The 24,689-nt window shown below is 59.9% G+C and carries 20 protein-coding genes, 1 tRNA gene and 1 pseudogene; 7 read left to right on the forward strand and 15 right to left on the reverse strand.

Annotated elements, in window-relative coordinates:
* Nucleotides 1-34: 34 nt before the first annotated feature.
* Entirely contained in the window at nucleotides 35-901 is an 867-nt protein-coding gene (locus tag J2J98_RS06680; protein WP_207602692.1) for a LysR family transcriptional regulator, read from the reverse strand.
* Nucleotides 902-990: 89 nt separating this feature from the next.
* Here J2J98_RS06680 and J2J98_RS30260 point away from each other — a divergent pair, with 89 nt between their 5' ends.
* Entirely contained in the window at nucleotides 991-1,239 is a 249-nt protein-coding gene (locus J2J98_RS30260; RefSeq protein ID WP_138393507.1) for a hypothetical protein, read from the forward strand.
* Here J2J98_RS30260 and J2J98_RS06685 read toward each other — a convergent pair.
* Entirely contained in the window at nucleotides 1,190-1,522 is a 333-nt protein-coding gene (locus J2J98_RS06685) for a hypothetical protein (protein ID WP_064706712.1), read from the reverse strand. The genes J2J98_RS30260 and J2J98_RS06685 overlap by 50 nt on opposite strands.
* Before the next feature lie 352 nt (nucleotides 1,523-1,874).
* Here J2J98_RS06685 and J2J98_RS06690 point away from each other — a divergent pair, with 352 nt between their 5' ends.
* A complete protein-coding gene (locus tag J2J98_RS06690) occupies nucleotides 1,875-2,309 on the forward strand; it encodes a glyoxalase superfamily protein (RefSeq protein ID WP_171049178.1) in 435 nt (144 codons plus the stop codon).
* A 79-nt stretch (nucleotides 2,310-2,388) separates the two neighbouring features.
* Nucleotides 2,389-3,756, forward strand: a complete 1,368-nt coding sequence (locus J2J98_RS06695) for an MATE family efflux transporter (protein WP_064706714.1) — start codon at nucleotides 2,389-2,391, stop codon at nucleotides 3,754-3,756.
* 244 nt (nucleotides 3,757-4,000) lie between these two features.
* On the opposite strand, the gene iolB is transcribed toward J2J98_RS06695, so the two are convergent.
* From iolB to J2J98_RS06720, 5 genes are all read right to left on the reverse strand, one after another.
* Nucleotides 4,001-4,798: a 5-deoxy-glucuronate isomerase gene (gene iolB / locus J2J98_RS06700; protein ID WP_138393504.1), complete on the reverse strand. Its 798-nt coding sequence runs from the start codon at nucleotides 4,796-4,798 to the stop codon at nucleotides 4,001-4,003.
* Between the two features lie 195 nt (nucleotides 4,799-4,993).
* On the reverse strand, nucleotides 4,994-5,911 hold the full coding sequence (iolE, locus tag J2J98_RS06705; protein WP_138393503.1) for a myo-inosose-2 dehydratase: 918 nt from the start codon (nucleotides 5,909-5,911) through the stop codon (nucleotides 4,994-4,996).
* Between the two features lie 62 nt (nucleotides 5,912-5,973).
* The gene (iolD, locus tag J2J98_RS06710) at nucleotides 5,974-7,824 is read right to left on the reverse strand and encodes a 3D-(3,5/4)-trihydroxycyclohexane-1,2-dione acylhydrolase (decyclizing) (protein WP_207602693.1); all 1,851 of its coding nucleotides are present in this window, start codon (nucleotides 7,822-7,824) and stop codon (nucleotides 5,974-5,976) included.
* Between the two features lie 153 nt (nucleotides 7,825-7,977).
* Nucleotides 7,978-9,912, reverse strand: coding sequence for a bifunctional 5-dehydro-2-deoxygluconokinase/5-dehydro-2-deoxyphosphogluconate aldolase (locus tag J2J98_RS06715; RefSeq protein WP_207602694.1), 1,935 nt, complete (start codon nucleotides 9,910-9,912; stop codon nucleotides 7,978-7,980).
* A gap of 91 nt (nucleotides 9,913-10,003) precedes the next feature.
* The gene (locus J2J98_RS06720) at nucleotides 10,004-10,879 is read right to left on the reverse strand and encodes a MurR/RpiR family transcriptional regulator (RefSeq protein ID WP_064706719.1); all 876 of its coding nucleotides are present in this window, start codon (nucleotides 10,877-10,879) and stop codon (nucleotides 10,004-10,006) included.
* 209 nt (nucleotides 10,880-11,088) lie between these two features.
* On the opposite strand from J2J98_RS06720, the gene J2J98_RS06725 reads away from it, so the two are divergent.
* The 3 genes from J2J98_RS06725 to J2J98_RS06735 all read left to right on the forward strand — a co-directional run bounded on the left by J2J98_RS06725 (nucleotide 11,089) and on the right by J2J98_RS06735 (nucleotide 13,794).
* Complete coding sequence (locus tag J2J98_RS06725; protein ID WP_207602695.1) at nucleotides 11,089-12,204, forward strand: Gfo/Idh/MocA family protein; 1,116 nt, start codon at nucleotides 11,089-11,091, stop codon at nucleotides 12,202-12,204.
* 89 nt (nucleotides 12,205-12,293) lie between these two features.
* A complete protein-coding gene (locus tag J2J98_RS06730) occupies nucleotides 12,294-13,511 on the forward strand; it encodes an NAD(P)/FAD-dependent oxidoreductase (RefSeq protein ID WP_207602696.1) in 1,218 nt (405 codons plus the stop codon).
* Between the two features lie 192 nt (nucleotides 13,512-13,703).
* Nucleotides 13,704-13,794 (forward strand) — tRNA-Ser (locus J2J98_RS06735).
* Nucleotides 13,795-13,838: 44 nt separating this feature from the next.
* Here J2J98_RS06735 and J2J98_RS06740 read toward each other — a convergent pair.
* Nucleotides 13,839-15,026, reverse strand: a complete 1,188-nt coding sequence (locus J2J98_RS06740; RefSeq protein ID WP_207602697.1) for an IS481 family transposase — start codon at nucleotides 15,024-15,026, stop codon at nucleotides 13,839-13,841.
* Nucleotides 15,027-15,152: 126 nt separating this feature from the next.
* Nucleotides 15,153-15,578 (reverse strand): hypothetical protein, encoded by a 426-nt coding sequence (locus tag J2J98_RS06745; RefSeq protein WP_156665737.1) that lies wholly within the window; start codon nucleotides 15,576-15,578, stop codon nucleotides 15,153-15,155.
* Between the two features lie 84 nt (nucleotides 15,579-15,662).
* Between J2J98_RS06745 and J2J98_RS06750 the strand changes: the two genes are divergently transcribed.
* Entirely contained in the window at nucleotides 15,663-16,685 is a 1,023-nt protein-coding gene (locus J2J98_RS06750; RefSeq protein ID WP_207602698.1) for a porin, read from the forward strand.
* Between the two features lie 219 nt (nucleotides 16,686-16,904).
* Here J2J98_RS06750 and fcl read toward each other — a convergent pair.
* From fcl to J2J98_RS06780, 6 genes and pseudogenes are all read right to left on the reverse strand, one after another.
* A pseudogene (gene fcl / locus J2J98_RS06755) lies at nucleotides 16,905-17,983 on the reverse strand (GDP-L-fucose synthase).
* Nucleotides 17,976-19,067, reverse strand: coding sequence for a GDP-mannose 4,6-dehydratase (gene gmd, locus J2J98_RS06760; protein ID WP_207602700.1), 1,092 nt, complete (start codon nucleotides 19,065-19,067; stop codon nucleotides 17,976-17,978). The pseudogene fcl and the gene gmd overlap by 8 nt, the downstream one beginning before the upstream one ends.
* Before the next feature lie 49 nt (nucleotides 19,068-19,116).
* Complete coding sequence (locus tag J2J98_RS06765; protein ID WP_207602701.1) at nucleotides 19,117-21,324, reverse strand: GumC family protein; 2,208 nt, start codon at nucleotides 21,322-21,324, stop codon at nucleotides 19,117-19,119.
* Nucleotides 21,321-22,466: a glycosyltransferase family 4 protein gene (locus J2J98_RS06770; RefSeq protein WP_207602702.1), complete on the reverse strand. Its 1,146-nt coding sequence runs from the start codon at nucleotides 22,464-22,466 to the stop codon at nucleotides 21,321-21,323. Before J2J98_RS06770 ends, J2J98_RS06765 begins: the two co-directional genes overlap by 4 nt.
* The gene (locus tag J2J98_RS06775; protein ID WP_138397091.1) at nucleotides 22,457-23,560 is read right to left on the reverse strand and encodes a glycosyltransferase family 4 protein; all 1,104 of its coding nucleotides are present in this window, start codon (nucleotides 23,558-23,560) and stop codon (nucleotides 22,457-22,459) included. Before J2J98_RS06775 ends, J2J98_RS06770 begins: the two co-directional genes overlap by 10 nt.
* Nucleotides 23,557-24,507, reverse strand: coding sequence for a glycosyltransferase family 2 protein (locus J2J98_RS06780; protein ID WP_207602703.1), 951 nt, complete (start codon nucleotides 24,505-24,507; stop codon nucleotides 23,557-23,559). The genes J2J98_RS06775 and J2J98_RS06780 overlap by 4 nt, the downstream gene beginning before the upstream one ends.
* Nucleotides 24,508-24,689: the final 182 nt, after the last annotated feature.

Raw genomic sequence — 24,689 nt, forward strand, 5'->3', positions numbered from 1 at the left:
GACGCGGGCCCCGTGGCCTGCGTTTCTTGTTGCTTCAGACCGACGGTCTCTCCCCGGCGAACAGATCTTCATGATCGGCAAATAGCGCCGACAGGCGGTCGATGACCGTCCTGACTTCAGGCCTTTGCCGCTCGTCGTCATGCGCGACGATCCACATCTCGTAGGTCAGTTCGTCGATGACAGGCCCGGCGCGCACGAGCCTGCGTTCCTGGTCGCCGATGAAACAGGGCAACAGGCCGCGGCCGGCGCCGCCGCGGATCAAATAAAAGAGCATATGGGGCGTATTCGTCCAGCTGGTGATCCAGTAATCCGGCTGTTCGAAAGTCCATTTGTCAGCCGGCGTGATGGCGGAGTCGGTGCCGAGCGAAATCCAGTTGCAATTGGCCTCGTCATAGCTCGCCGCCTGATAAACGGCATGCGCCACCTTGACTGAGCGGCGGATTGCGACGTTGCCGCTGTCCGGCCGGCTGTGGCGAATGGCGATATGCGCCTCGCGATAGGTGAAATCGACGCTCGCGTCACAGGTCTTGTAACACATGCGGAAACTGTCCTTCGGGGTCCAGACGCTGGCCAGGTGGTCTGCGATGAAGCGCGACGTCCAGCTGTCGACGACCGTCGAGACGATCGGCAGCGTCAGCACTTCGCCCCGCCAGTCGGAAATTGCCCGTGCCGCATCCTGCATCAGCCGGACGCGATCAAGCAGCTCCTGCCCGTCCTTGGCCAGGAGGTAGCCGGTGGGGCCGCGGGTGAACAGCGAACGGCCGGTCACCCGTTCGAGCGCCAGCATGCGCCGTCCGATCGTCGGGGCGCTGAGCCCCGTACGCGCCGCCGCCGCCGAAAGCCCACCGCCGGTCGCGACATGGAAGAATAGTTGCAGATCGTCCCAGCTCGCGTCTTTCATGGATGAAAACCCCCTTTCCTCCGCGCCTCTACATAGCGACGGCATTAAGGCCTAGCTCAAGTACTCCAGCAATAGATGGAGGATAGGCAATGCTTCTCAACTGGGTAGTACTCTACAAGGAAGTCGCGTCCCGCAATTGGCGGATGCGCCGCGATCCCATGGCCGATCCGCTCGACGGCCCGGAATGGCGCGGACTTCTGTGGATCATTCCGATCATCGCGCATCTTACCTCAGTAAGAGGCGAGACGAGGAGGCCGCGCCGCGATAGGGCAGCGATTGGAGATGGCCTCAGGTTTCGAAGCTCAGTCTTAGCACGTGGTGCAGGAATTCCGGATTGAGCAGCATGTTGAAGCTGATCGTCACCAACTCATCTTCACGCTTGACGACGGTGGCACCGATCTCGTCATGGATGCCGAGTATTTCGAGAAAGAAATGGCTCGGCATCTCCAGGCTGGGACTGACTTCGAGCACTGCGCCGGCAAGCGTGATCGTACGGATCAGACAGCGTACCTGGGTACCGGTGCTGAGGTGATGGCCAACGAAGATGATGTTGCCGGGCCTGTCGAGGTTGAATTCCCTGTAGGCACGTTCCGGCTTGGGGTGTTCTGTATCGAGGTGCATCTGAAAGGCCCTTTTAGCCTCCGCTCATCGTAGGTAGAGAATAACGCAGGAGTGCTGACAATTGCTGAAGATCATCGTTAGGATTGCAGGCTTTTGCTGAGATCGGCCGGAAAATGCACAGATTTCCGGCAGACTTGCTCCAAATTCGTGCATTCTTCGGGGATTTGCACTGTTCTTGACATGCCGATGGCGATCGCGCATACAAAGCCCCGGTTCGAGGCACCAGCCGCTCGCGGATGAAGATCCATGGTGAAGTCCTCGTGATCATGGTCACGGCCCCTGTGCATGCTGACTGACGGCAATGCGAGCTCCCATCTGCAGTCGAAGAGCATGCCTTGCGAAGGCTCACTCCATGACGACCTATCCCGGCATTGAAGAACTGAAGGCCCAGGCCAAGCGCTTGCGCCAGGCGATGAACGATCGCGGCACCGCGCTGACCCACAGTGCGGCCTTGGAAATGATTGCCCGCCAGCACGGCGCGCGTGACTGGAACACGCTGGCGGCTCTTGCGGCAAGACCCAACGCGGCTCCGAAGACGCCGCTCTTCGTCGGCGCCCATATCCGCGGCCGCTATCTCAATCAGCCGTTTGCTGGCGAAATCCTCTCGCTCTCGGCTCTGCCGGGCGGTCTCCACCGGATCACCATCCACTTTGACGAAGCGGTTGACGTGGTCACCTTCGAGAGCTTTTCAGCCTTTCGTCGGCGCGTGAGTGCACAGATTGATGCCGACGGCGTCTCCCCAAGGAAGACTTCGAACGGCGTGCCTCATCTGGTGCTCGATCTCTGATTGCTCTTTCATTTGAGGCCCTCCGCACAAGCGTGTTCAAGCCGGGTCGGATGTCGCCTGATACCGCACGGATTTCTCCATGACCAATTTTTCTCAAGACAACGCCTTTCTTTCCGGCCCGCTGCCGGGCGTTTTTCTCAAGACGGCAGCGCCGATCGTCACGATCACCACACTCAACGGCCTGTTTGCCGTTGTCGACGCTTATTTCCTCGGCGCCTATGTCGGCCCGGATGCGCTGTCTGCCGTCAGCCTTATCTTCCCGGGGTTGATGCTGTTGGTGGCTCTGCAGGCGCTGGTCTCGAACGGCATGGCGAGCGTTCTCGCACGCCGGCTGGGCGCCGGCGACCGCCGAGGAGCACGCCTTGTATTCGCAGGCGCCCATACGCTGGCGCTAGCCGTCGTTCTCAGCCTCAACACAGTCTACTGGACCCTCGGCAGGTCGATCATCAACGCTGGCGCCGTCGGCAATTTCGCGGTGGCAGACGGCGCCATGCTCTTTATGGGGGCGATGATCGCCTCGGCGCCAGTGAGTTTCTTCTTGTCGCTGCATCTCGATGGGCTGCGCTGCGAAGGCAGGATCGGCTTCATGACGCTGGTGACGCTATCGGCCTCGCTGCTCAACATCCTCGCAAACTGGCTGTTCATGGCCGTGCTGCATTGGGGCGTGCTGGGCTCGGCCGTCGGCTCCATCGCGTCGCAATTGATCTGTCTTGCGGCCGTTATCGTCTATCGGTGGCGCCGGCCGGCGACGCTCAGGCCTTCTCCCGCATTCGCCTTTCTGGAATGGCGCGGCATCGTCGCCTTGGGTGCGCCCATGAGCCTCGGCTTCATCGGCATATCGCTGTCCTCGGCGGCGATTCTGGTCAACGTCTCGCTCTGGAACACGGGTGATCATAGCGCCACCGTCGCCGCCTACGGCATCATCACCCGCATCCTGACATTCACCTATCTGCCACTGCTTGGCCTCAGCATCGCCCTGCAGACGATTGCGGGCAACAATCACGGCGCCGGACTCAGGCTGCGCGTCGGCCACAGTCTGAAGATCGCCATGCTTTCGGCACTCGCCTACTGCAGCCTGGTGGAGATCACCTTGGAGTTGCTGGCCGGTCGCCTCGGCGCCGTTTTCGTGGGCGATCCAGCCATTGTAGCCGAGGTCGGGCGAATTCTGCCCTGGACGATCGGGGCCTATTTCCTATTTGGGCAAACGCTGATCCTGTCGTCTTATTTCCAGTCGATCGGCGATGCGCCGCGCGCGGCTATCTTCGGTCTGTCGCGGCCTTATCTTTTCGCCCTGCCGCTGACTTTCCTTATGCCCTTGGTTGTCGGCGAGCAGGGAATTTGGATGGTGCCGGTCTTCGCCGAGGCATGCATGGGCGTCCTTGCCGTGCTGGTCCTGTCCGAGAACGCCAGGCGCCACGGCTGGCGCTACGGGCTTCTGCCCGCCTGAGATGAGAAAGCCGCGCCTCGCCGGCGCGGCTTCTGTCATCGCCATCTAGTCCCTGCGGCTCTGCGCCGTAGATGTCGTGGCTTCGGGCTCATTAGCACCCCGACGCTCTTGCCGCCGAGCGTGATGGTGACGATCTCCGCGCTGAGATAGTCGCAGGCGGCGCATGTGGTCTTCATCTGGTAACACTCCATCGACGGCCTTGATCGGGACGCCGTCATAACAGCATCGAAGACGGCATTCGCCTTTACGCCTTCAGCAGCCATTCGTGCTCAGCGGCATTGTGGAATTTCCAGATCCGCTTCGGTCCGGCCATGACATTGAGATAGTAGAGATCGTAGCCATGCGTTGCCGCGCAGGGATGATAACCCTTCGGCACCAGCGTCACGTCGCCGTCCTCGATCGCCATCGCTTCGTCGAGCGAGCGGTCGTCTGTATAGACGCGCTGGAAACCGAAGCCCTGCGGCGGATTGAGACGATGATAGTAGGTCTCTTCCAGCAAGCTTTCGTTCGGCAAGTCGTCCTGGTCGTGCTTGTGCGGCGGATAGGAGGAGGTATGGCCGCCCGGCGTAATCACCTCGACGACCAGCAGCGAATGCGCCGAGTTGTCGTCTTCAGGCATGATGTTGTTGACGTAGCGCACATTCGTGCCTTTGCCGCGCGTCAACTGCGGATGGGTGCCCGGCGGGATCGCCTTCGCCTCATAGGTGCCGCCGCCAGGGGCCGAGCAGACGGCGAGCTCCAGATCGGTCTCCGCCGTTACCGACCACTCCGAGCCCATCGGGATATAAAGCGCATGCGGAGCCCCGTCGAAGGGATTCATCCGCTCGCCGAGCGTCCCGAAATCCTTTGTACCGGCCGACGCCTTGCCCTTGCCGGTCACCCAGACAAGGCAGACTTCCCGATCGTCGGTCTCTCCCGAAACCGTCTCGCCGGGCTTCATCCGGTGCAGATCGAAACCGACATAGGTCCAGCCGGCGCTTTCAGGGGTGATATGCGTGACGCGGCCATGCGTGCCTGATGGTTTCACCTTGAGGTTTGGCATTGGTGTTTCTCCTCGTATTTATGACTGCGGCCCCTCATCCGGCTGCCGCCACCTTTTCCCCGAGGGGGTCCGTAGGACGGGTCGAGACACGTGGCTCGACCCCGGTAAGGTGCCCGAAAGGCGGATGAGGGGGCGCCTTGCTCCGGCAGTTCGTTCAGCCTATCCCCGCGGTGTGGGGAGGGGTCTTTCGTTCCGTTATCCCTTTGGAAAGCCTTCCGTTTCCACAGTGTAACCAGCCGCCGTCATGACGCGCATCAGCTCGGCATGGCCGATCTCTGCCATCTTCTGCGGCGGCGCCTTGCGCGGATCCTGTTCGGCCTCGACGACGAACCAGCCTTCATAGCCGTGGTCGGCGAAGCGCTGGACGATTGCGCCGAAATCAAGCGAGCCGTCGCCCGGCACGGTGAAGGCGCCAAGCGCCACCGCGTCGAGGAAGGATTGGCGGCTGCGGTCGAGCCCATCCACCACGGATTGGCGAATGTCCTTGACGTGGACGTGGTTGATGCGGGCGTGGTGATTGTCTATGGCGCGCAGCACATCGCCGCCGGCAAAGGCCAGATGCCCGGCGTCGAGCAGCAGCGGAATACCTTCGCCCGAATTGCGCATGAAGGCGTCAAGTTCCGGTTCGGTTTCGACGACGGCCGCCATGTGGTGGTGATAAGAGAGCGGCATGCCCTGCTCGGCGCACCATTCGCCGAATTCGGTAACGCGGCGCGCATAGGCCTTCATCTCGTCTTCGGAGAGGCGCGGCTTGGTCGCGAGCGGCTTTGTGCGGTCGCCCTGGATGGAGCGGCCGACTTCGCCATAAACGATGCAGGGTGCATTGACCGCTTTGAAAAGCTCGATCATCGGCGCAATGCGGTCCTTGTTGGCGGCAAGCTCCTCATCGACGAGCGTGCCGGAGAACCAGCCGCCGCACAGCGTGACGTCGGCGGCGCGCAGGATCGGCAGCATCTCCTCCGGGTTGCTGGGGAAACGGCGGCCTTGCTCCATGCCGGTGAAACCGGCGCTGCGCGATTGCCGCAGGCATTCTTCGAGGGACACATCGTCGCTGAGCTCAGGAAGGTCGTCGTTCCACCAAGCGATAGGCGACATGCCGAGTTTGGCCTTCATCAATATTCTCCTTAAAGACACGGCGGAGGAGCGGACCCGCTCCTCGAGAAAAATGGCGGTGTTCAGCCGATGCGCTGGGAGGCACGGGCTTCGACATAACCCTTGCGCGCCTTGTTGACCTCTTCGCGCGGGCTGACTTCCGGTACCGCGACGTCCCACCAATGGCCGCCGGCCTCAGTGGTGATCAAGGGATCGGTGTCGATGACGAAGACGGATGTACGATCATTCTTCTTCGAATCGACGATCGCCTGCTCAAGTTCCGCGATGGAGCTGACCTTGACGGCGATGGCGCCCATGCTTTCGGCATGCGCGCGGAAATCGATCTCCGGCATCACCTCGTAATAGGAGTCCTTGAGCAGATTATTGAAGTTGGCCCCGCCGGTTCCCATCTGCAGCCGGTTAATGCAGCCATAGCCGCGATTGTCGAGTACGACGATGTTGAGCTTGAGGCCGAGCATGACCGAAGTGGCGAGCTCGGAATTCATCATCATGTAGGAACCGTCGCCGACCATGACGACGACGTCCCGCTCAGGACGCGCCATCTTTGCGCCGAGCCCGCCGGCGATTTCGTAGCCCATGCAGGAAAAGCCGTATTCCATGTGATAGCTGCCAGGCGTCGTTGCGGGCCAGAGCTTGTGCAGTTCACCGGGCAGACCGCCTGCAGCGCACAACAGCGTTGTGTTCTCGCCGCCGATCGTGCGCGCCACCGCGCCGATCACCTGCGCATCGGAGGGCAGAGCGGCATTGGTCGTCGCCATTGCCTTAGCCGCAGCCTCCGTCCACACCCTCTTCTCGGCCGCCGCCTTCTCGGCAAGCGCTGCCGGCGCCTTCCATCCAGAAAGCCCTGCGGAAAGCGCCTTCAGCCCTTCGCGGGCGTCGGCGACGACCGGATGGCTGTCGTGTTTCACCGCATCATAGGCGGCGATATTGAGCCCGATCTTCTTCAGGCTGTCGTTCTTGAACAGCGCCCAAGAGCCGGTGGTGAAATCCTGGCAGCGCGTACCGACGGCGATGACGAGATCCGTCTCCTCGGCGATCGCATTCGCCGCCGATGTGCCGGTGACGCCGACCGAACCGAGAGCCAGCGGATGGGTTTCGTTGATCGACGACTTGCCGGCCTGAGTGACGACGACCGGAATGGCGTGGGCCTCGGCAAAGGCCGCGAGTTCCCTTGTTGCCTGCGAATAAAGCACGCCGCCGCCGGCAACGATCACCGGCTTCTCAGATGCCTTGATCAGCGCGATGGCATTCGCCAGCTCGTCGGCATCCGGCTGCGGACGACGGGTCGCCCAGATCTTTTCCTCGAACAGGCTTTCTGGATAATCGAATGCTTCGGCCTGAACGTCTTGGCAGAGCGACAATGTCACCGGGCCGCAATCCAGCGGATCGGTCAGCACCTGCATGGCGCGCTTCAGCGCCGTGATGATCTGCTCCGGCCGAGTGATCCGGTCGAAATAGCGCGAAACCGGTCGGAAGGCATCGTTGGCGGACACCGTGCCGTCGCCGAAATCCTCGATCTGCTGCAGCACCGGATCCGGCGCGCGGTTGGCGAAGACGTCGCCGGGCAGGAAGAGTACGGGAATGCGGTTGACATGCGCGACACCCGCGGCCGTCACCATATTCAGCGCGCCGGGGCCGATCGAAGTCGTGCAGGCCATGAAGCGCGTGCGGAAATTTGCCTTAGCATAGGCGATCGCGGCATGCGCCATACCCTGTTCGTTATGAGCGCGATAGGTCGTCAATTCGCCACGCACCTGATAGAGCGCTTCGCCGATCCCGGCGACGTTGCCGTGGCCGAAGATCGCCCAGACCCCGCCGAAGATCGGCACCATTTTGCCGTCGACAACTGTCATCTGCTTTTTGAGGAAATGCGCGACGGCCTGCGCCATCGTCAACCGTATCGTCTTGCCCATCGGGGTCTCCCGCAATTCTTTCTCTTGACGTTTTCCCCTCCCCAACCTCTCCCCACAAGGGGGAGGGCCAACCTGCCGTGCCGTTCCACGCCTGGTGCAGCGATGTGCCTCCCCCTTGTGGGGAGGGTTGGGGAGGGGTTTGAATTCTATATCCTACTGAAGCCCGCGCGTCTTAAGCCAGGCTTCCGTCAATTGCCGGAAGCGGCCGGCCATGTCGGCGATCGCCTCCTCGTCGTTCATTCCGCCCGAAAGCCAGGCGCGCGCCGCATCGGCAAAGATCGTCCGGCCGACGGCAAAACCCTTCACGGAAGGGGCAGCCAGCGTCGCCTCGAAGCAGGAGATCAGTTCTTCGGCGGGCGCCTCGAGCCCCAGGAGCACGATACCGCGGCACCATGGATCGTTTTTGGCAATGACCGCGTCGATTTTCTTCCAGGCCTCGCCGGAGGCCTGCGGCTCGAGCTTCCACCAGTCCGGCTTGATGCCGAGCGCGTAAAGCTCCTCCAGCGCGGTTGCAATCGTATCGTCGGTGAGCGGTCCGTTCTTGCCGGCGATGATCTCCACGAGGAGTTCGCGGCCAACCTTGCGCGCGGCTTCGAAGAGCGTGCGCAGCTTATCCTGCTGCTCCGTCTTCAAGTCGGCCGGATCGTCGGGATGATAGAAGCACAGGCATTTGATGCAATGGCCGAGCGGCCATTCCACAAGCTGCGAGCCGATATCCTGGCTGAATTCGAAACGCAGCGGCTTAGAGCCCGGCAGTTCCACCGGCCGGCCGATCCAGGAAAAATTCTTCGTTGCCGCATCGAAGAAGGCGTCACGCCCGAATCGTTCGTCGATCAGCATGCCATAGCCGTCGCGACCGTTCGAAACCCGGGCCGCCGCTTCGACGGCCAGCCGCTTGAAAGCGACGATCTTCTCGTGGCCGACACCAACTTCATCGGCAACGCTGACGAGCTGCGAGCGATGGTCGATCGCCAGCGCCATCAACAGCGGGATCTCTCCGCGCCGGGTCGACGCCCAGTGAATATGATTGATCGCCTCATCCTTGCGCAGCGCACGATGCTTGCTGCCAGTCTTCAGAAAGAAGTCGAGTTCCGCCCAGGTCGGATATTCCGGCGAGCAGAGCAGGCGCGAGACGGCGAAGGCGCCGCAGGCATTGGCCCAGGTGGCGCAGGTCTTGAGCGGCTCGTCACGCAGGAAGCCGCGCAGGAAGCCGGACATGAAAGCATCGCCGGCGCCAAGTACATTGAAGACTTCGATCGGGAAGCCCTGGCCGACGATGCCGGCTTCGAGATCGTCGGCGATCGGCCCGTCATAGACGATGCAGCCCATCGCGCCGCGCTTGAGCACGATCGTCGCCGGCGTAAGGCGGCGGATTTCCTTCAGCGCGCCGAGCACGTCGTCGGCGCCGGAGGCGATGAGGATTTCCTCTTCGGTGCCGACGATAAGGTCACAGTCCGGCAGCGTCTCCTTCATCTTCGAAGAGACGCGATCGGATTTCACGTAGCGCTCGAAGCCTTCCGCATGGCCGGCAAGCCCCCAGAGGTTTGGCCGGTAGTCGATGTCGAAGATCACCTTGCGGCCGTTCTCCTTGGCGATGCGGATCGCCTTGCGCTGAGCAGCCTCGGTGTTGGGTCTCGAGAAATGTGTGCCGGAGACGAGAACGGCGCGCGACGATTTGATGAAATTTTCGTCGATGTCGCCTTCCTCGAGCGCCATGTCGGCGCAGTCGGAGCGATAGAAGATCATCGGCGACACGCCCTCGGCCTCGACCGCAAGCAGCACCAGCGCCGTCAGCCGCTCCTTGTCCGTGACGATGCCCTCCGTCGCCACACCTTCGCGCGCCGCCTGCTCGCGGATGAAGCGTCCCATCTGCTCGTCACCGACGCGGGTGATGAGGCCGGACTTGAGGCCAAGCCGCGCCGTGCCGATGGCGATATTCGACGGGCAGCCGCCGACGGATTTGGCGAAGGAGGCGATATCCTCCAGCCGCGAACCGATCTGCTGACCGTAAAGATCGACCGAGGAGCGGCCGATGGTGATTACATCAAGCGCCGGCTCCGGCTGTGAACCCGGATTCGATTGTACCATGATGTCCTCCCGCTAGATTTTGCGCGGCTTCCAGTGCCTGCGAATTTCAATAATGAAACATTGGTTCCGATATTTTGTCAATTCGGAATGTTTATTCCATTTTCGCTTTTCCAGCTTTTGGATGTTGATGCTTGCGGCGCCGTTCTGCGATTGCGACCGGCAGCGCCATGGTTAGCGCCATCGAGGCCGAAAGCGAGCGGAAACCGGCGAAGTCGGCTTCAGCCACCTCGAACCAGTGCGTGGCGCAGGCGGCAAGCGGCGAGAAGGCCGAATCGGTGATAGCGATGACGGGGACGCCGCGATCGGCAAGCTCCTGACTCTGGCTGAGGCTGTCGGCCGCGTAAGGCGAGAAGCTCGCCGCAATCGCCGCATCCCTATGGGTTGCGAACTGCACCATCTCAGGATCGACTCCGTTCGGCGAGGCGACGATCTGGTGTCGGATGTTGAGCTTGGAAAATGCGTATGTCATATGCGCCGTCAGCGGATAGGAGCGCCGCTTGGCGATCAGATAGATCGTCTCGGCGGCAGCAAGGACATCCACGGCCTTCGTGAACGTCTCGCTCTGTACCGTCGCGGCCAGCCGGTTGACCGACTGGTTCGCCGCGGCAATGAATCCGGAAAGCAGATTGGCGTCTTCATCGTCGCCGCTCGATTGCTCCAGTGTGACGAGCCGCTCTTCATAGCTCAGCGTCCGGTCGCGCAGCCTTTCGCGGAAGATGCTCTGCAGGTCGGAAAAGCCTTCGTAACCCAGATGATGCGCCAGGCGCACCAGCGTCGAGGGCTGGACGTCGGAGGCGGCCGCGATGCTCGCCGTCGTGCCGAATGCGATTTCATCGGGATTGCCGAGCGCGAAAGCGGCGACCTGTGCCAGCCGCTTCGGCATGCTCGCCTTGCGTTCGATGATGGTGCTGCGCAGGCTTTCGAAATCGCGCGGCACGCGCGCGTGCCTTTGGGGGTCGTTATCCATGCTTGCGGCTCGCCGGATGAAACAAATATTCCATATTGTCGAGCATAGACGATTTCAGATGGAGCGCCTAATTGTTTTTAATCGCCTGTAATCGAAGCAACTTGGAGCGGAATTCGCTGGAAAGACGCGAAAATGCGTCACCTGTCGTCCCTTGTCAAAATGATCCAAATATTCCAAAAATCCCTGCGCAGCCTTGGAGGAGACGAAAAATGAAGCCACTTGGTATCGGTTTGATCGGCACAGGCTATATGGGCAAATGCCATGCGCTGGCGTGGAATGCGGTGAAGACCGTGTTCGGCGATGTCGAGCGTCCGCGTCTCGTGCATCTGGCGGAAGCCAATGCCGCGCTTGCCGAGGCCCGTGCCGGGGAATTCGGTTTCGAGAAGGCGACCGCCGACTGGCGGGCGCTAATAGCCGATCCTGAAGTCGACGTCGTTTCAGTCACCACGCCCAATCAGTTCCACGCCGAAATGGTGATCGCAGCCCTGGAAGCCGGCAAGCATGTTTGGTGTGAAAAACCAATGGCGCCGGCCTATGCCGATGCCGAGCGCATGCTGGCGACGGCGGAGCGTTCCGGCAAGGTCGCCGCTCTTGGCTATAATTACATTCAGAATCCCGTCATGCGGCACATCAGGAAGCTCGTCGGCGGCGGTGCGATCGGTACGGTCAATCATGTCCGCGTCGAAATGGACGAGGATTTCATGGCTGATCCCGAGGCCTTTTTTTATTGGAAGAGTGAGCTTTCCGCCGGCTATGGCGCGCTTGACGATTTCGCCGTGCACCCGCTGTCGTTGCTCTGGTATCTTTTCGGCCATGTCGAGGCCGTCATAACAGACATGGTAAAGCCCTATGCCGATCGTCCGCTAAGCGAGGGTGGCCGCCGTGCCGTCGAAAATCACGACGCCGCCAACGTGCTGATGCGACTTGGCGGCGGCATCTCCGCCGTGTTGATGGCGAATCGCGCCGCCTGGGGTCGCAAGGGGCGCATCGCCCTGCAGGTTTACGGCTCGAAAGGCTCGATCCTCTACGACCAGGAGCGCATGAACGAGTTTGAACTCTATCAGGCAGAAGGGCAGGGCTCGGAACAGGGCTTCCGCAAGATACTGGCGGCGCCTGCCCATCCGCCCTATGATCGCTTCATTCCGGCCCCCGGTCATGGTCTCGGTTTCAACGATCTTAAGATCATCGAGTGCCGCGAGCTGATCCGGGCAATATTAGGCGAGCCGTCGTCGATCGTGACATTTAAAGACGGTCTCAGGATAGAGAAGTCGGTGCATGCCATGGCACAGTCCTTCCACGAGCGTCGCTGGATCGAGATCGGCTGAATGTAAGAAGCCGCTTTCCGTTGAGACGGCGCATAGGGCAGGGGATAGGCCTTGGCGTAAGTGTCGAGCCTAGTTTCAGGAGTGAGATCGTGACGGATAGAGTGGTAATCATCGGCGCGGGGCAGGCGGGTTTCGCGTTGGCAGCTAAACTGCGTGCTTTGAAGGATACCCGTCCGATCACCCTCATCGGCGCCGAGGATGTGGCACCCTATCAGCGTCCGCCGCTTTCGAAGAAATATCTGCTCGGCGAAATGAGCTTCGACCGCCTGCTGTTCCGCCCGGAACACTGGTATGCCGACAACGACGTCGAGCTTCGCCTCTCGACCTGGGCCGAGCAGATCAAACGGGACAGCAAAGAGGTTCTGCTGCAGGACGGCTCCGTTCTCAACTACGGCACCTTAGTGCTGGCGACCGGCTCGACGCCGCGCCGGCTGCCGGCGGCCATCGGCGGCGATCTTGAAGGCGTCTATGTCGCCCGCGACAAGCGCGATGCCGATCTGCTGGCCGACGAAATGCGTCCCGGCCGTCGTGTCCTTATCATCGGCGGCGGTTACATCGGCCTCGAGGCTGCGGCCGTCGCCCGCCATCGCGGCCTCGAGGTCACTGTCATCGAGATGGCCGATCGCATCCTGCAGCGTGTTGCAGCAAAGGAAACGGCTGACCTCATGCGCGCCGTCCACGAGAGCCACGACGTGGTGATCCGCGAGAAGACCGGCCTGAAGCATCTGGTCGGCAAGAATGGCCGCGTTTCCGGTGCCGCCCTTTCCGACGGCTCCGTCATCGACGTCGATTTTGTCGTCGTCGGCATCGGCGTCGTGCCTAACGACCAGCTTGCGAAGGAAGCTGACCTCGAAGTCGCCAACGGCATCGTCGTCGACGAATTCGCCTGCACCTCCGATCCGGCGATTTTTGCGGCCGGGGATTGCGCCGCGCTTCCATGGCAGGGTGGGCGCATCAGACTCGAATCGGTGCAGAACGCCGTCGACCAGGCCGAAGCTGCGGCAGCCGTCATCACCGGCGGCAACGAACCCTATGAGCCGAAACCCTGGTTCTGGTCCGACCAGTACGACGTCAAGCTGCAGATCGCCGGCTTCAATCTTGGTTATGACGACACGCTGCTGCGTCCCGGTGCCCGCGAAGGGGCGCATTCGGTCTGGTACTTCAGGGAAGGTCTGCTGATCGCTGTCGATGCGATCAATGACGCAAAAGCCTATGTGACCGGCAAGAAACTGCTGGAAGCCGGAACCAATCCCGATCGATCGATTCTCGCCGACCCCTCGGCTGATCTCAAGAGCCTGTTGAGCTGACTCCGGGAGCCAGATCACTGTAAGACGTGTTCCCTGAAAGAAGATCGACCGAACATTGCGCGGGGCGGGCGCAGGCTAGCGTTTGTTCGCATCTGTCTGTCAAAAGCCGAAAGGCCGGCGGCTGCATTTCTTCTGGTGAAAACTCAAAAAACCCTTGCATTCACAGATCGCTCACCCTAGTTAGGCCGCACCGGAGAGGTGGCCGAGTGGTCGAAGGCGCTCCCCTGCTAAGGGAGTATACGTCAAAAGCGTATCGTGGGTTCGAATCCCATCTTCTCCGCCACTTCGATTTCTGTCCAGCCCGGAGACATAGGTAACAAAACGTACCTAACACATGGGTGACAACCTCGTGCCGAACGGGTTATCGATGGTTTGCAAAGTCCTCTGCTCCAGGTCGATATATCCCAGATCATAATGCATGAAGCTGACGAGCCAAATACCGTCGTCGACTTCCTTGAGCCCCAGTTTCTGGCCGGCCAGCACCGTCGATATGTTGATCTTCTTGCGATAGATGCAGATGCGGCCGCAATTGGTGACCAGCGCCTCCCGATCATGGAAGGGGTAGTCGATCTCCGGCAGGCCCTGATAGAGGCGTGACGACGCGGCGTAGAGATCTGCCGGCACCTTCATGTTGAGCGCCTCGTGCGGCCGTTCCTGATTGAATTCGCTGACGAAAGCATCGAAGCGGGCCTGCTGCTGGAGGATGTTTTTGCCGGATGGTCTGGTCGCCTCTTTCTTCAGCGTCAGGTGCATGCGCTCATGCCGGCCGTTTTGTTGGGGACGGCCCGGCCTGATGCGCTCCAGCGTGATCCCGAGCCTCAGCCACCACACCGACAGTTTAGACAGATTGTAGAGCCCGTTTGGGCTGGCGAAAGGCAAGCCGTTGTCGCTTCTGATGGCGGCTGGCAAGCCGCGCTCGACAAACAGCCGACGGAAGGCGTCGAAGACAGCCGGTTCTCGCGTCGACTCAAAGGCTTCGCAGGCGAGAAGATAACGTGACGCCTGGTCGGTGACCGTCAATGGGTAACAGTATTGACCATTGCCAAGTTTGAACTCGCCCTTGAAGTCGGCACACCAAAGATCGTTCGGCAGTAATGCCAGTGACAAGGCTGTCCCTTCGGCTCGATGTCGCTGCCGCTTGCGGGCATGGGCGACCAGCCCGTGCCGGTCAAGAACGGCATGCACCGTACTCTTCGACGGCACGCGCACATCGCCGGCTAGGCGCTTCACCAAAAGCTCCCTGATCTTCCTGGCACCCCAATGCGGCTTGCTCTTCTTGCACGAGACAATCATCGCCTCGACCGGCTCAGGTAGCTGGTTGGCATAACGCACCGGCCGTCGAGACCGATCCGTCAGCGCCTCCAGGCCGTCGTCCTTATAGCGATTGAAGATTTTGTAGCCGGTCTTGCGCGAGATGCCGAATGCACGGCACACATCGCTCATCCCTTCGCCCTCTAGTAGCCGGGCGACAAATCGTAGACGTTCCTCCATCACCGAAGTCTCTTTCCACGGCATCAACACCTCCCGCCAAAAAGCGAAAAGTGTTACCCATGTCTCCGGTACGAAACGTCACCTATCTCTCAAGTCGGGCATTTCCCCAACGCATGTCGCCGCTTGTCATCAGGCGGGAATCGCTGTCGCTCAGTCGGCTATCTCTGCCACATGCGTGATCGGGGATGGTTTCACCCGAAGAGAGAATCGCCGGCGGGAATCACTTACGCGCTTCTGCTCTTCAAGCGGCAGCGAGAGCGGATCGGTGAATGTCCGGTTGCGCTTTCGGGAACCGCCTTCTCTTCCCGCAGCAGCCAATTCTTGTCCAAAAAGTGCCTTGAATATGTCGAGAGACGCGTGTCCAGCTGTTTGTCGAGTTGGCTTAAACGGCGGCAGAATCAGGATTTTCTTAACAAAGCATAAAGGAAATCGAGGCGGGTTGCCCGACTTGTGTCCTTTCAGCAACAGACTGACGGGAAGGCTCGGTGAAACCCCTCCTTCGAGTAAGTTGGTGATTGCGTGACGGCTGCCGTCTTGTATTTTCACCATCGGAAGCAAGGGCGACGGATCGTCCACTTCTTGAAACACGGGAATGGGGCAGGGAACGCTGCTCAGCGAAAGATCCCAGGCCCGATCGAAACTTTGAATTGGAGGTCATTTATGAACATCAAGAGCCTTCTTCTCGGCTCCGCTGCTGCTCTCGCAGTAGTTTCCGGTGCTCAGGCTGCTGACGCTATTGTTGCTGCTGAGCCGGAACCGGTTGAATATGTTCGCGTCTGCGACGCTTACGGCACCGGCTACTTCTACATCCCCGGCACCGAAACCTGCCTCAAGATCGAAGGCTACATCCGTTTCCAGGTTGACGTTGGTGATCAGCCGCTCAACCTCTCGGCTGACAACGACTCCGACTGGGATGCCCGTACTCGCGGCCAGGTTCAGTTCACGGCCAAGAGCGACACCGAGTATGGTCCGCTGACCGGCGTCATCGTCATGCAGTTCAATGCTGACAATGCCTCCGAACAGGAAGCTATCCTCGACTCCGCTTACCTCGACGTCGCGGGCTTCCGCGCTGGTCTGTTCTACAGCTGGTGGGACGATGGCCTCTCGGGTGAAACCGACGACATCGGCTCGATCGTAACGCTGCACAACTCCATCCGCTATCAGTATGAAAGCGGCGACTTCTACGCTGGTCTCAGCGTCGACGAACTGGAAGACGGCTTCTACAAGTCCGGCGAAGGCCCGAACAACGTAGGCGTTGCCTTCGGCGTTGGCGGCACTGCAGGCGCCTTCAGCTACCAGGTCACCGGCGGCTGGGACTTCGACAACGAAGACGGCGCTATCCGTGCAATGGGTACGGTTGAAATTGGTCCCGGTGCGCTCGGCCTCGCTGCCGTATACTCTTCCGGCCCGAACTCCTACTACTCCGCGGCTGAATGGGTTATCGCTGCCGAATACGCAATCAAGGCAACCGACAAGCTCAAGATCACTCCTGGCGTCCAGTACTACAGCGACGTCTACGAGGCTGGCGACGACTTCAGCGACAACGAGGCTTGGAAGGTTGGTCTGACGGTTGATTACCAGATCGTCGACAACTTCTACGCCAAGGCTTCGGTCCAGTACTTCGATCCGGAAGATGGCGACGACTCCACCTCGGGCTACTTCCGCCTGCAGCGTTCGTTCTAATCTGGTCTGACTTCGGTCGATCAGGAAAGCCCGGCTCTCGAGCCGGGCTTTTTGCATTTGCGCGACATCGTGTTCGGGTAGCTGAAGGGGCTCAAAACACGTAATGCGGGAGCGTGCAGCGGCTTTGCGATTACGGCGTGCGCAAAGCTAACCATCTCTCAGCCGTGGAAAGCTGCTCCCATGCTTCAGGTCAGCCGACGCGGTCGAACGTCATATGGCCTACGCCGGACTTATGGCAGCAATTATCGTCCGAATGTGTTGAGCATAGGCGGCGCAGCGCCGAAGTCTTGGCTTCTGAAAGCTGATGCCGCTCCGAGCGATCACGTCGCAGACACCGCCTTGTGGCTGCGTTCGAGGTAATGCCCATCAAGGAAGGACCGGTAGGCGTCTGCGATACCCTCTTTCAGACCTATCTTCGGAGACCAGCCGAGAGTGCGAAGCTTCTCCACACTCAAGAGTTTGCGTGGTGTACCATCTGGTTTGGTGAGGTCGTGAGTGATCTTGCCTTTGAAACCAACGACCTCGGAAACGAGATATGCCAATTCGAGGATGGTGATGTCTTCGCCGGAACCTACGTTCACATGGCTGTCGGCGGAATAGGTCTTCATGAGATGGAGGCAGGCGTCGGCGCAATCATCAACATGCAAGAATTCGCGCCGCGGCCTGCCTGTACCCCAGATGCATATCTCTTGTTGTCGGCTGATCTTGGCCTCATGCGCCTTGCGTATGAGGGCCGGCATGACATGGCTTGATTCGAGGTCGAAATTGTCATCCGGCCCATACAGATTGGTCGGCATGGCCGAGATGAAATCTCTACCATGCTGTTTGCGGTAGGCGTGGCAGAGTTTCAATCCGGCAATCTTGGCGATGGCATACCACTCATTCGTAGGCTCAAGCGGTCCAGTCAGAAGTGAGTCCTCGACGATCGGTTGATCGGCGAATTTCGGATAGATGCAAGACGACCCCAGGAACATTAGTTTATCGACGTGAGCTCTATGAGCCGCGTGGATGACGTTCGTCTGTAGGATCAGGTTGTCGTAAAGAAAATCGGCCGGATAGGCAGCGTTCGCCAGAATACCGCCGACCCTTGCTGCAGCCAGGAAGACAACGTCGGGACGATTCCTGCCCATCCAGGTCTCCACCTGGTCCTGCCGTCTCAAATCGACCTCGGCGCGGCTGGTTGTGAAAATCTCGCAGTCCTCGGAAGCGAGACGCCGCACGATCGCGGAGCCCACCATGCCGCGGTGGCCCGCGACATAAACCTTTTTTCCGGCAAGGCTGTAGATCACCTCAGGCATAGGCAAAACCTTTGGTTACACCTACCGCTGGAACATTTCGCGCCATGACTTTCAGATCCTCGCGAACCATCTCCGCAACCAACTGATCAAGACTGGTCTCATGTTTCCAGCCAAGTTTCGTATGTGCCTTCGTCGGATCACCAATCAGAAGATCAACTTCAGTCGGACGGAAATAAGCTGGATCGATCTCCACCACACACCGGCCGGATGTCTTGTCGTAGCCCTTTTCCTCAACTCCGTTTCCGCGCCAATCAATGGGCATGCCCACCTTGGCAAAGGCTTTGTCGACGAAGGAGCGAACCGAGTGTGTTTCGCCGGTCGCAAGGACATAGTCCTCCGGTTCGTCCTGCTGCAGCATCAGCCACATTCCGCGGACATATTCGCGTGCATGTCCCCAGTCGCGCTTGGCATCCAGATTGCCCAGATAGAGCCTGTCCTGCAATCCGAGATGGATTGCGGCCGCCGCCCGGGTGATTTTACGGGTCACGAACGTTTCGCCGCGGATCGGGCTTTCATGATTGAACAAGATGCCGTTCGAGGCGTGCATGCCATATGCCTCGCGGTAATTGACTACTATCCAGTAGGCGTAGAGTTTGGCCGCCGCGTAGGGTGATCGAGGGTAGAAGGGCGTCGTTTCGCTCTGCGGGACTTCCTGAACCTTGCCGTAAAGCTCGGAGGTGGATGCTTGATAGAAGCGGGTCTTCTTCGTCAGTCCCAGGAGGCGAATTGCTTCGAGCAGCCGCAAGGTGCCGGTCCCATCCGCGTTGGCCGTATATTCCGGGGTCTCGAAAGAGACTTGAACGTGGCTCTGCGCTGCGAGGTTGTAGATTTCGTCCGGCTGCGTTTCCTGAACCACGCGAATGAGATTCGTGGAGTCAGTCATGTCCCCGAAATGCAGGATGAACCGAGGGTTCTCGATATGCGGGTCCTCGTACAGATGCTCGATGCGGCTTGTGTTGAAGGACGAAGAGCGTCGCTTGAGGCCGTGAACGATATAGCCCTTCTCCAGGAGAAACTCGGCCAGGTAAGCACCGTCCTGGCCTGTAATGCCCGTAATCAGCGCAACCTTATCTTTGTTTTTCACTACGGTCTCCTTAATCTATTTTAACGGGAGCGGGCGTGTTCTGTTTTGCTTATATGAATTCGTGGTATTTCCTCAACGATTTCACAAATAATTCCGAGTCGCTGAAGTTGTACTTGGCGTGTTTTTTGGGATCGACGTTGTTTATGGCAACGGAAAGTTCTGCGTTGCGCGCGATTTTCAGTTGATGTAAGCAAAATTCGACAGCGCGTCGGCTCGTTTTCCCCCATTTTACTACCAGCAACGTTCGTTCTGCTAATGCTGTCAGATGCATTGTATCAGCCGAGGCGAGCACAGGTGCGCTGTCGAAGATGACGATTTGACCCATCGAGGCGGCCATTCCGATGATGTCAGCCGCATCGGTCAAACGAGCGCGCCGATGGAGACTCGCATTGCCGGCCGGGATGAAGTCGATGCCGCTTGGATGGTGGTGGACGATGTCCCGGATTCCGGCCTGTCCACACAGAAATTCGTTCAATCCCTGCTTTAGATCCGACTTGAAAAACGAGTCGAGATTTCCGTGTCTGAGGTCGGCATCAACAAGCAGCACCGGAATTCCGTTGGCAGCGAGATCAATTGCCAGTGATCTGGCGACAAGCGACTTGCCCTCTCCGCTGTGCGCCGATGTCACGACGATACTGTTGGGTAACTTTCCGCCGTTCGATTGTTTGAATGAAGTCAAAACGGAGCGAATTGCTTCGTCAAACATCCCGACTTGGATCCATCCGAAGAGCATCGACGGATCTTTCTGGTCTTTCCGTTTCAAGTGCGGGATGAAGCCGGCGGATACTGTCCGCCCCATTCCGGCAATCTGGTCGAAGCTGCGCACCGAGTTGTCCAACATCTCGACCACGAAAGCGGCCGTCACCGCGATCGATATCGAAGCCAGGAGGGCGCCGACCAGGTAAAAGAGCCGTCCGCGTCCGTGCGGCGCCAGCGGTACTGCGGCCGGCGACAAAACTTCCAGTTCCGCTCCCGGCAGCATGGCTTGTGCAACCAGGCCGCGGCGCTGCTCCTCGAGCTTTTCCACCGCCGTTTGCTCTTTGTCAGCCATGCGCTGAAGCCGCGCCAACTCCGTTTGCGCCAGGGCAGACCGCGTGCGTTTCTCATGAGCAGCCGCCAAGGCCGACCGGACTGCGTCGTCCTCGCGATCGAGCCCCGCAAGCTTGGCGCGTATCGATTGGAGATATCGATCGGCCGCAAGATTAAGATCGGTGCGCGACTTACGGATCTTCGCGCGCATGTCGACCACGGCCTGGGCCGTATCGCCATACGTCTCCAGAAGCCGTTCAAGATCTTGCTCCTGCGCGCGAAGCTCCCGTTGCATTGCGCCAATGCTGTCCGGAATGACCATATTCTGCAGCGCGAGCGAGAGGTCGTCAGCCGCCTCCAGCGCAGATATCGTTGCTCGCGCTTCAGCGCGGCCTTGTTCGATTTTTGTTTGCCGCTCGCCCAGCTCCATTATCGACTTGATCTGTTCAACCTGATCGTCGTCATTTGAGACGACATCCATGGTTTTTTGATACGCATCGGCTGCATCGCGTGCTGTCATGGCGCGAACCTTCTGTTCGGCAATGCGCCGCAGAAGCCATTCTTCCGCTGCGTCCAGCCGGGCCCGCAGACTATCCTTCCGCTCTTCGAGGTAGATGCTGATGAGCCGGTTGGGGACTGCGGCGGCCAGTTCGGGATCGCTCGCATCGAAGCCGATCTGAATGACGTCACCCTGACCATCGCGCCACACGCGCAGAGCCTTGTAATAATTCGGGATGATCGGCTCGATGCTGTTTCGTCTCGACGAGGAGGGTTTTTCGCTGTCGACCAAACCGCGCAGCATTGCTCGGAGCTTGTCGATAAGCGAGACTTCCTGCAGCGCCGGATTGAATTCAGGCCAATCATCGAGCCGCAGCTCGCGGATTACCCGCTCTGCGATGCTTCTGGAAAGAAGCCGCTCGGTCTCCGATGTGGCATCCAGCGGATCGTTGCGGCCGGACTCTTCCGCGCCGAGCTTCGTCGCCAATGGCGTGTGGATGATCAGCCGGGACTCGGCATGAAAAGTCGGCTTCAATCCCGAAATCGCGGTCGCGGCAGCCGCCATAAGCAGTATGATGATGGCCACTATCATAACCATCCTTCGCCGGATGAGGCGCAGGCCCGATGTCAGATCAAGGTCGTCCGACCGAGACTCTGCCTGAAACCGGGGGTCGTAGCGCATCGACGAGAGCGAGGTGTTGCGGTCTGGCGGCACAGTTGAAATGGTCATCTTTCACCAACCGTCGTTTGAGGTTGCGCGGAGACGGCGTCGTAGAGTTTTTCCAGCGATCGCATGTAAGCCTTCATACTGAAATGGCTGAGATAATGAGCGCGGGCCTTGGCCGAGAGACGGCTGCGGATTTCGGGATCAGTGACGAGCTTCGCCAGCGCCGCAGCCAGGGCATCCTTGTCTCCGACTGGTACGAAGACGCCGTTTTCACCGTCGGAGATGACTTCGCTATGCGCGCCGACCCGCGTGGTGACCACTGCAAGCCCATGGGCGAGCCCTTCGACGACAGCCATTGCCAAGCCCTCTGCGTGCGAAGGCAGGACCAGGATATCTGCCCGTGCACACAAGGCTTGCGCTTCGTCGGCATCAAGCCAGCCCGGCATTTTCACAAGATCCGAAAGTCCCATGGCGGCAGCCTGGCGCCGGTAGTCCTCCACAGGTCCGTCGCCTGCCAGCACGGCACGCCACCGGAGTTCCTTCATGACCGGATGACTTAAGGCTTGCAGAAGCTCCCGAACACCTTTGCGTTCGCTCAGCCGGCCGAGGAATACGATCAACGGCATCTCGCCAACATGAACACTGCGCGCCCCGGGGTCGGGAACACAGTTGCGGATCACGACTACGCGGCGCTCGTCCACGCCCAGAAGCGTCGTCAGAGTGATGCGGTCGCGCTGGCCCAGTGCCACAACCTGGTCAGCCTTTTGGAACATCCGACATATCAGCATTTGTTGCCGTGGCGAGCGCGCCGCAAAGTCGCTCGCATAGTCGTAGTCGTGCAGGTGCAATATGTGAGGGCACCCAAGAAGACGGGCAGCCTCGGTGAGGATCAGTTTTCTTGCGGTGCTGCCGCGACCCGCGACGTGAATATGGTGGATGCGTGCCGGAGCAATTATCCGATCCTTCGCCATCATCAAGATCGCGCCGAGCAGGCGTAACGGCGACGTCGCTACAGACCATCGAGGCCCTCTGGTGTCGGTGACCAGGTGTGTTTCGCCGGCCTTCTTCGCCGTGTTCGATATATATCCGACCAGCCTGCCGATTCCGCCACCGTTTTCGCAACCGCCCGGGACGTAGTGGCGGACGGTTGCCGCCGCGTTCCGCGCCGCTACCCGATTGCCATTCGTGAGCGCCGTCATTCGCATGCCCCGACCACCTCACGGTAAACGGCCGCAGCCTGTGCTCCGACCTGTTCAGGCGAATTCGGACCTGTGGCCCATGCGAGCGCGCTGGTCCCGAAGCTGTCTCTGAGCTCGCTGTTTTCAGCCAGTGTCCGGATGGCTCTCGCTAGCTGTTCCACATTCCCCGGCGGAACTACCATTCCCAGTCCGTTCGGCAGAACGGTGGCTCGCAATTCGCCGACGTCAGTCACGATAACTGGTTTGCCGAATGCCGCGGCAAGGTTGAGTACACCGCTTTGAGAGGCTTCCGTATAGGGAAGGACAACGATATCGGTATCCAGAAAGAGCTGGGCGACCTCCATATCCTCGATAAAGCGGTTGCGAACATCATAGTGTCCGGCTTCCCCCATAAGAGGCCGGAAGATCCACGGATCATCGCCGCGGCCTGCGACCGTGATACGCAGATTGGGCAGCAGGTCCTTGAGCATTGCCTCGGCACGGACCAGGTGCTCCAATCCCTTGTAAGCAAAAATCCGTCCGAAAAGCAGGACGCGCAAAGTTCCATCTGCCTGGCGTCGCGCCATCTTGTGCCGCCGCGCAAGTTCCGCGTAGCGATGAATGGCCGGATGCGACAGGACATGGACGCGATCAGGCGATTTTGAATATCGCTCGAGGACCATTCGCTTCAGTCCTTCGCCATGGACGACGACATGACCCGATTGCCGCACCATCAATTGGGGAGCCCAGGCGGGCAGCGTGCGGGTGTCGGAATCGCCAGGATGCACTTCCACGTCATGGACGGTCGTCACGAGCGGGATCGGGCGCCAGAACGGCGCGGCAAAGTTCAACCAGAGCGTAGAGTTGCTCAGGAGGTGAATGACGTTCGGGCGCTCGTGCCGGATGAGGCGTGTGAGTTGGTGCAGGAACCAGGGATTCGAGAGCGAGCGGTGCCGCGGCCAGTCCAATAGGTGCAGATCGACTGCCGGATCGAAAGAGGAGGCAAGGTGGGCATAGCGCCGACGCGGAACTCCGAGGACGACCTGCAGATGTTGCGCAACGCCGCTTGCGAAGGAGATGGTGTAGTCTTCGAGTTCGGAAACCAGCAACAGGGCCTTCATCGGGCTGACTCCGACAAGCCAACTTTCTGACCAAGTCGAGGAAGGTCGCAGGCGGTGCGCAATGCATCGCGCGTCCGCCTCAGCAAGTTTGGTTCGCCGGCGAAAAGGAGCCCTTCCATGGCAAGCCTGAATCGGGTGCGTATATCGGCGCCCTCCAGTCTGGCTGAGGCGACCTGGTACGGATAGTGATCGCTCAGACGCAGTCTTCCCGCCAGATCGTGCGCGGAAAGAAACTGGTTCGTCGCTTCAACGACAGCCTTCCAATGGGCTATCCGCTTTCTCAGCATGGCGGCGTCATCGAATGGCCGATACCAGTTGTTGTTGTGAATCCGGTAGAAGCCGAGTGGACATGGCAAGGCGACAACACCTCCCAGAAATGGATAAATGCCGGTGAGCCAGGCGTCGGCGGACATGCGGAACTGCTCTGGAATATCCCCTGCAACATCCCACCCGCTGCGCCTTACAGCAACGGCGGATGTCATTGGAAAGGGCCACCAGCCTGCTGATCTAGCGAGCCGTGACGACAAGTTTCCCGAGCAGAGGGTCCGAGGGATCGGCTTTGAACTTGGCGAGCCGTCGCTCCGCGTTGGCTGAAGCCGGTGATAAACAAGCGATGCCTGAGGATTAGCTTGGAAGGCAGCGGCTGTCGCCGACAGCTTTCCTGGCGCCCACCAGTCATCAGCATCGAGAAAACAGAGGATGTCGCCACTGCTTGCTTTCACAGCAGCATTTATCGCGACGGCCTGCCCCTGGTTCTCCTGGAAAAGCACCTTCACCCGCTGGTCATAGCCTTCCAGAACAGAGCGCGACTGGTCGCTCGAGCCGTCGTCGACAACGATAATCTCGACATTGGACGCCTGTTGGCTCAGGGCGCTGTCAATCGCCCGAGCCACGTAGCGCCCGTAGTTGTAGTTGTTAATAAGGACGCTGATTGTCGGCCGCTCCATGACACCCCCTCAAGCGCGTCGCTGCGCGACAGGTCGGCGCGCCAGAGTTGCGAAGGCTCGCGCGTTCGGCAGCGCAAATGGATGGAATGAGGTGAAATGCGGACTGGCATCGTCCTGCTCGCTCAGTTCGCCTCGAGCTAGTATGACTGCCGTCGGCAACACCACAACGTGTGTCGCTCCCG

Origin of the sequence: Rhizobium bangladeshense (genome assembly GCF_017357245.1) — a bacterium.
Lineage (GTDB): Bacteria > Pseudomonadota > Alphaproteobacteria > Rhizobiales > Rhizobiaceae > Rhizobium > Rhizobium bangladeshense.

Excerpts from the sequence above, each read along its gene's own strand:
- J2J98_RS06740 (WP_207602697.1), bottom strand. The coding sequence starts at position 15,026 with ATGCCGTGGAAAGAGACTTCGGTGATGGAGGAACGTCTACGATTTGTC.
- J2J98_RS06775 (WP_138397091.1), bottom strand. The coding sequence starts at position 23,560 with ATGAAGGCCCTGTTGCTGGTTTCCGAACTCGAAGACTACACCATCTCC.
- J2J98_RS06770 (WP_207602702.1), bottom strand. The coding sequence starts at position 22,466 with ATGCGAATGACGGCGCTCACGAATGGCAATCGGGTAGCGGCGCGGAAC.
- J2J98_RS30260 (WP_138393507.1), top strand. The coding sequence starts at position 991 with ATGCTTCTCAACTGGGTAGTACTCTACAAGGAAGTCGCGTCCCGCAAT.
- J2J98_RS06725 (WP_207602695.1), top strand. The coding sequence starts at position 11,089 with ATGAAGCCACTTGGTATCGGTTTGATCGGCACAGGCTATATGGGCAAA.
- iolE (WP_138393503.1), bottom strand. The coding sequence starts at position 5,911 with ATGAAGGCCAAACTCGGCATGTCGCCTATCGCTTGGTGGAACGACGAC.
- J2J98_RS06685 (WP_064706712.1), bottom strand. The coding sequence starts at position 1,522 with ATGCACCTCGATACAGAACACCCCAAGCCGGAACGTGCCTACAGGGAA.
- J2J98_RS06680 (WP_207602692.1), bottom strand. The coding sequence starts at position 901 with ATGAAAGACGCGAGCTGGGACGATCTGCAACTATTCTTCCATGTCGCG.
- J2J98_RS06750 (WP_207602698.1), top strand. The coding sequence starts at position 15,663 with ATGAACATCAAGAGCCTTCTTCTCGGCTCCGCTGCTGCTCTCGCAGTA.
- J2J98_RS06765 (WP_207602701.1), bottom strand. The coding sequence starts at position 21,324 with ATGACCATTTCAACTGTGCCGCCAGACCGCAACACCTCGCTCTCGTCG.
- J2J98_RS06780 (WP_207602703.1), bottom strand. The coding sequence starts at position 24,507 with ATGGAGCGGCCGACAATCAGCGTCCTTATTAACAACTACAACTACGGG.
- iolB (WP_138393504.1), bottom strand. The coding sequence starts at position 4,798 with ATGCCAAACCTCAAGGTGAAACCATCAGGCACGCATGGCCGCGTCACG.
- J2J98_RS06690 (WP_171049178.1), top strand. The coding sequence starts at position 1,875 with ATGACGACCTATCCCGGCATTGAAGAACTGAAGGCCCAGGCCAAGCGC.
- J2J98_RS06715 (WP_207602694.1), bottom strand. The coding sequence starts at position 9,912 with ATGGTACAATCGAATCCGGGTTCACAGCCGGAGCCGGCGCTTGATGTA.
- J2J98_RS06720 (WP_064706719.1), bottom strand. The coding sequence starts at position 10,879 with ATGGATAACGACCCCCAAAGGCACGCGCGCGTGCCGCGCGATTTCGAA.
- J2J98_RS06695 (WP_064706714.1), top strand. The coding sequence starts at position 2,389 with ATGACCAATTTTTCTCAAGACAACGCCTTTCTTTCCGGCCCGCTGCCG.
- iolD (WP_207602693.1), bottom strand. The coding sequence starts at position 7,824 with ATGGGCAAGACGATACGGTTGACGATGGCGCAGGCCGTCGCGCATTTC.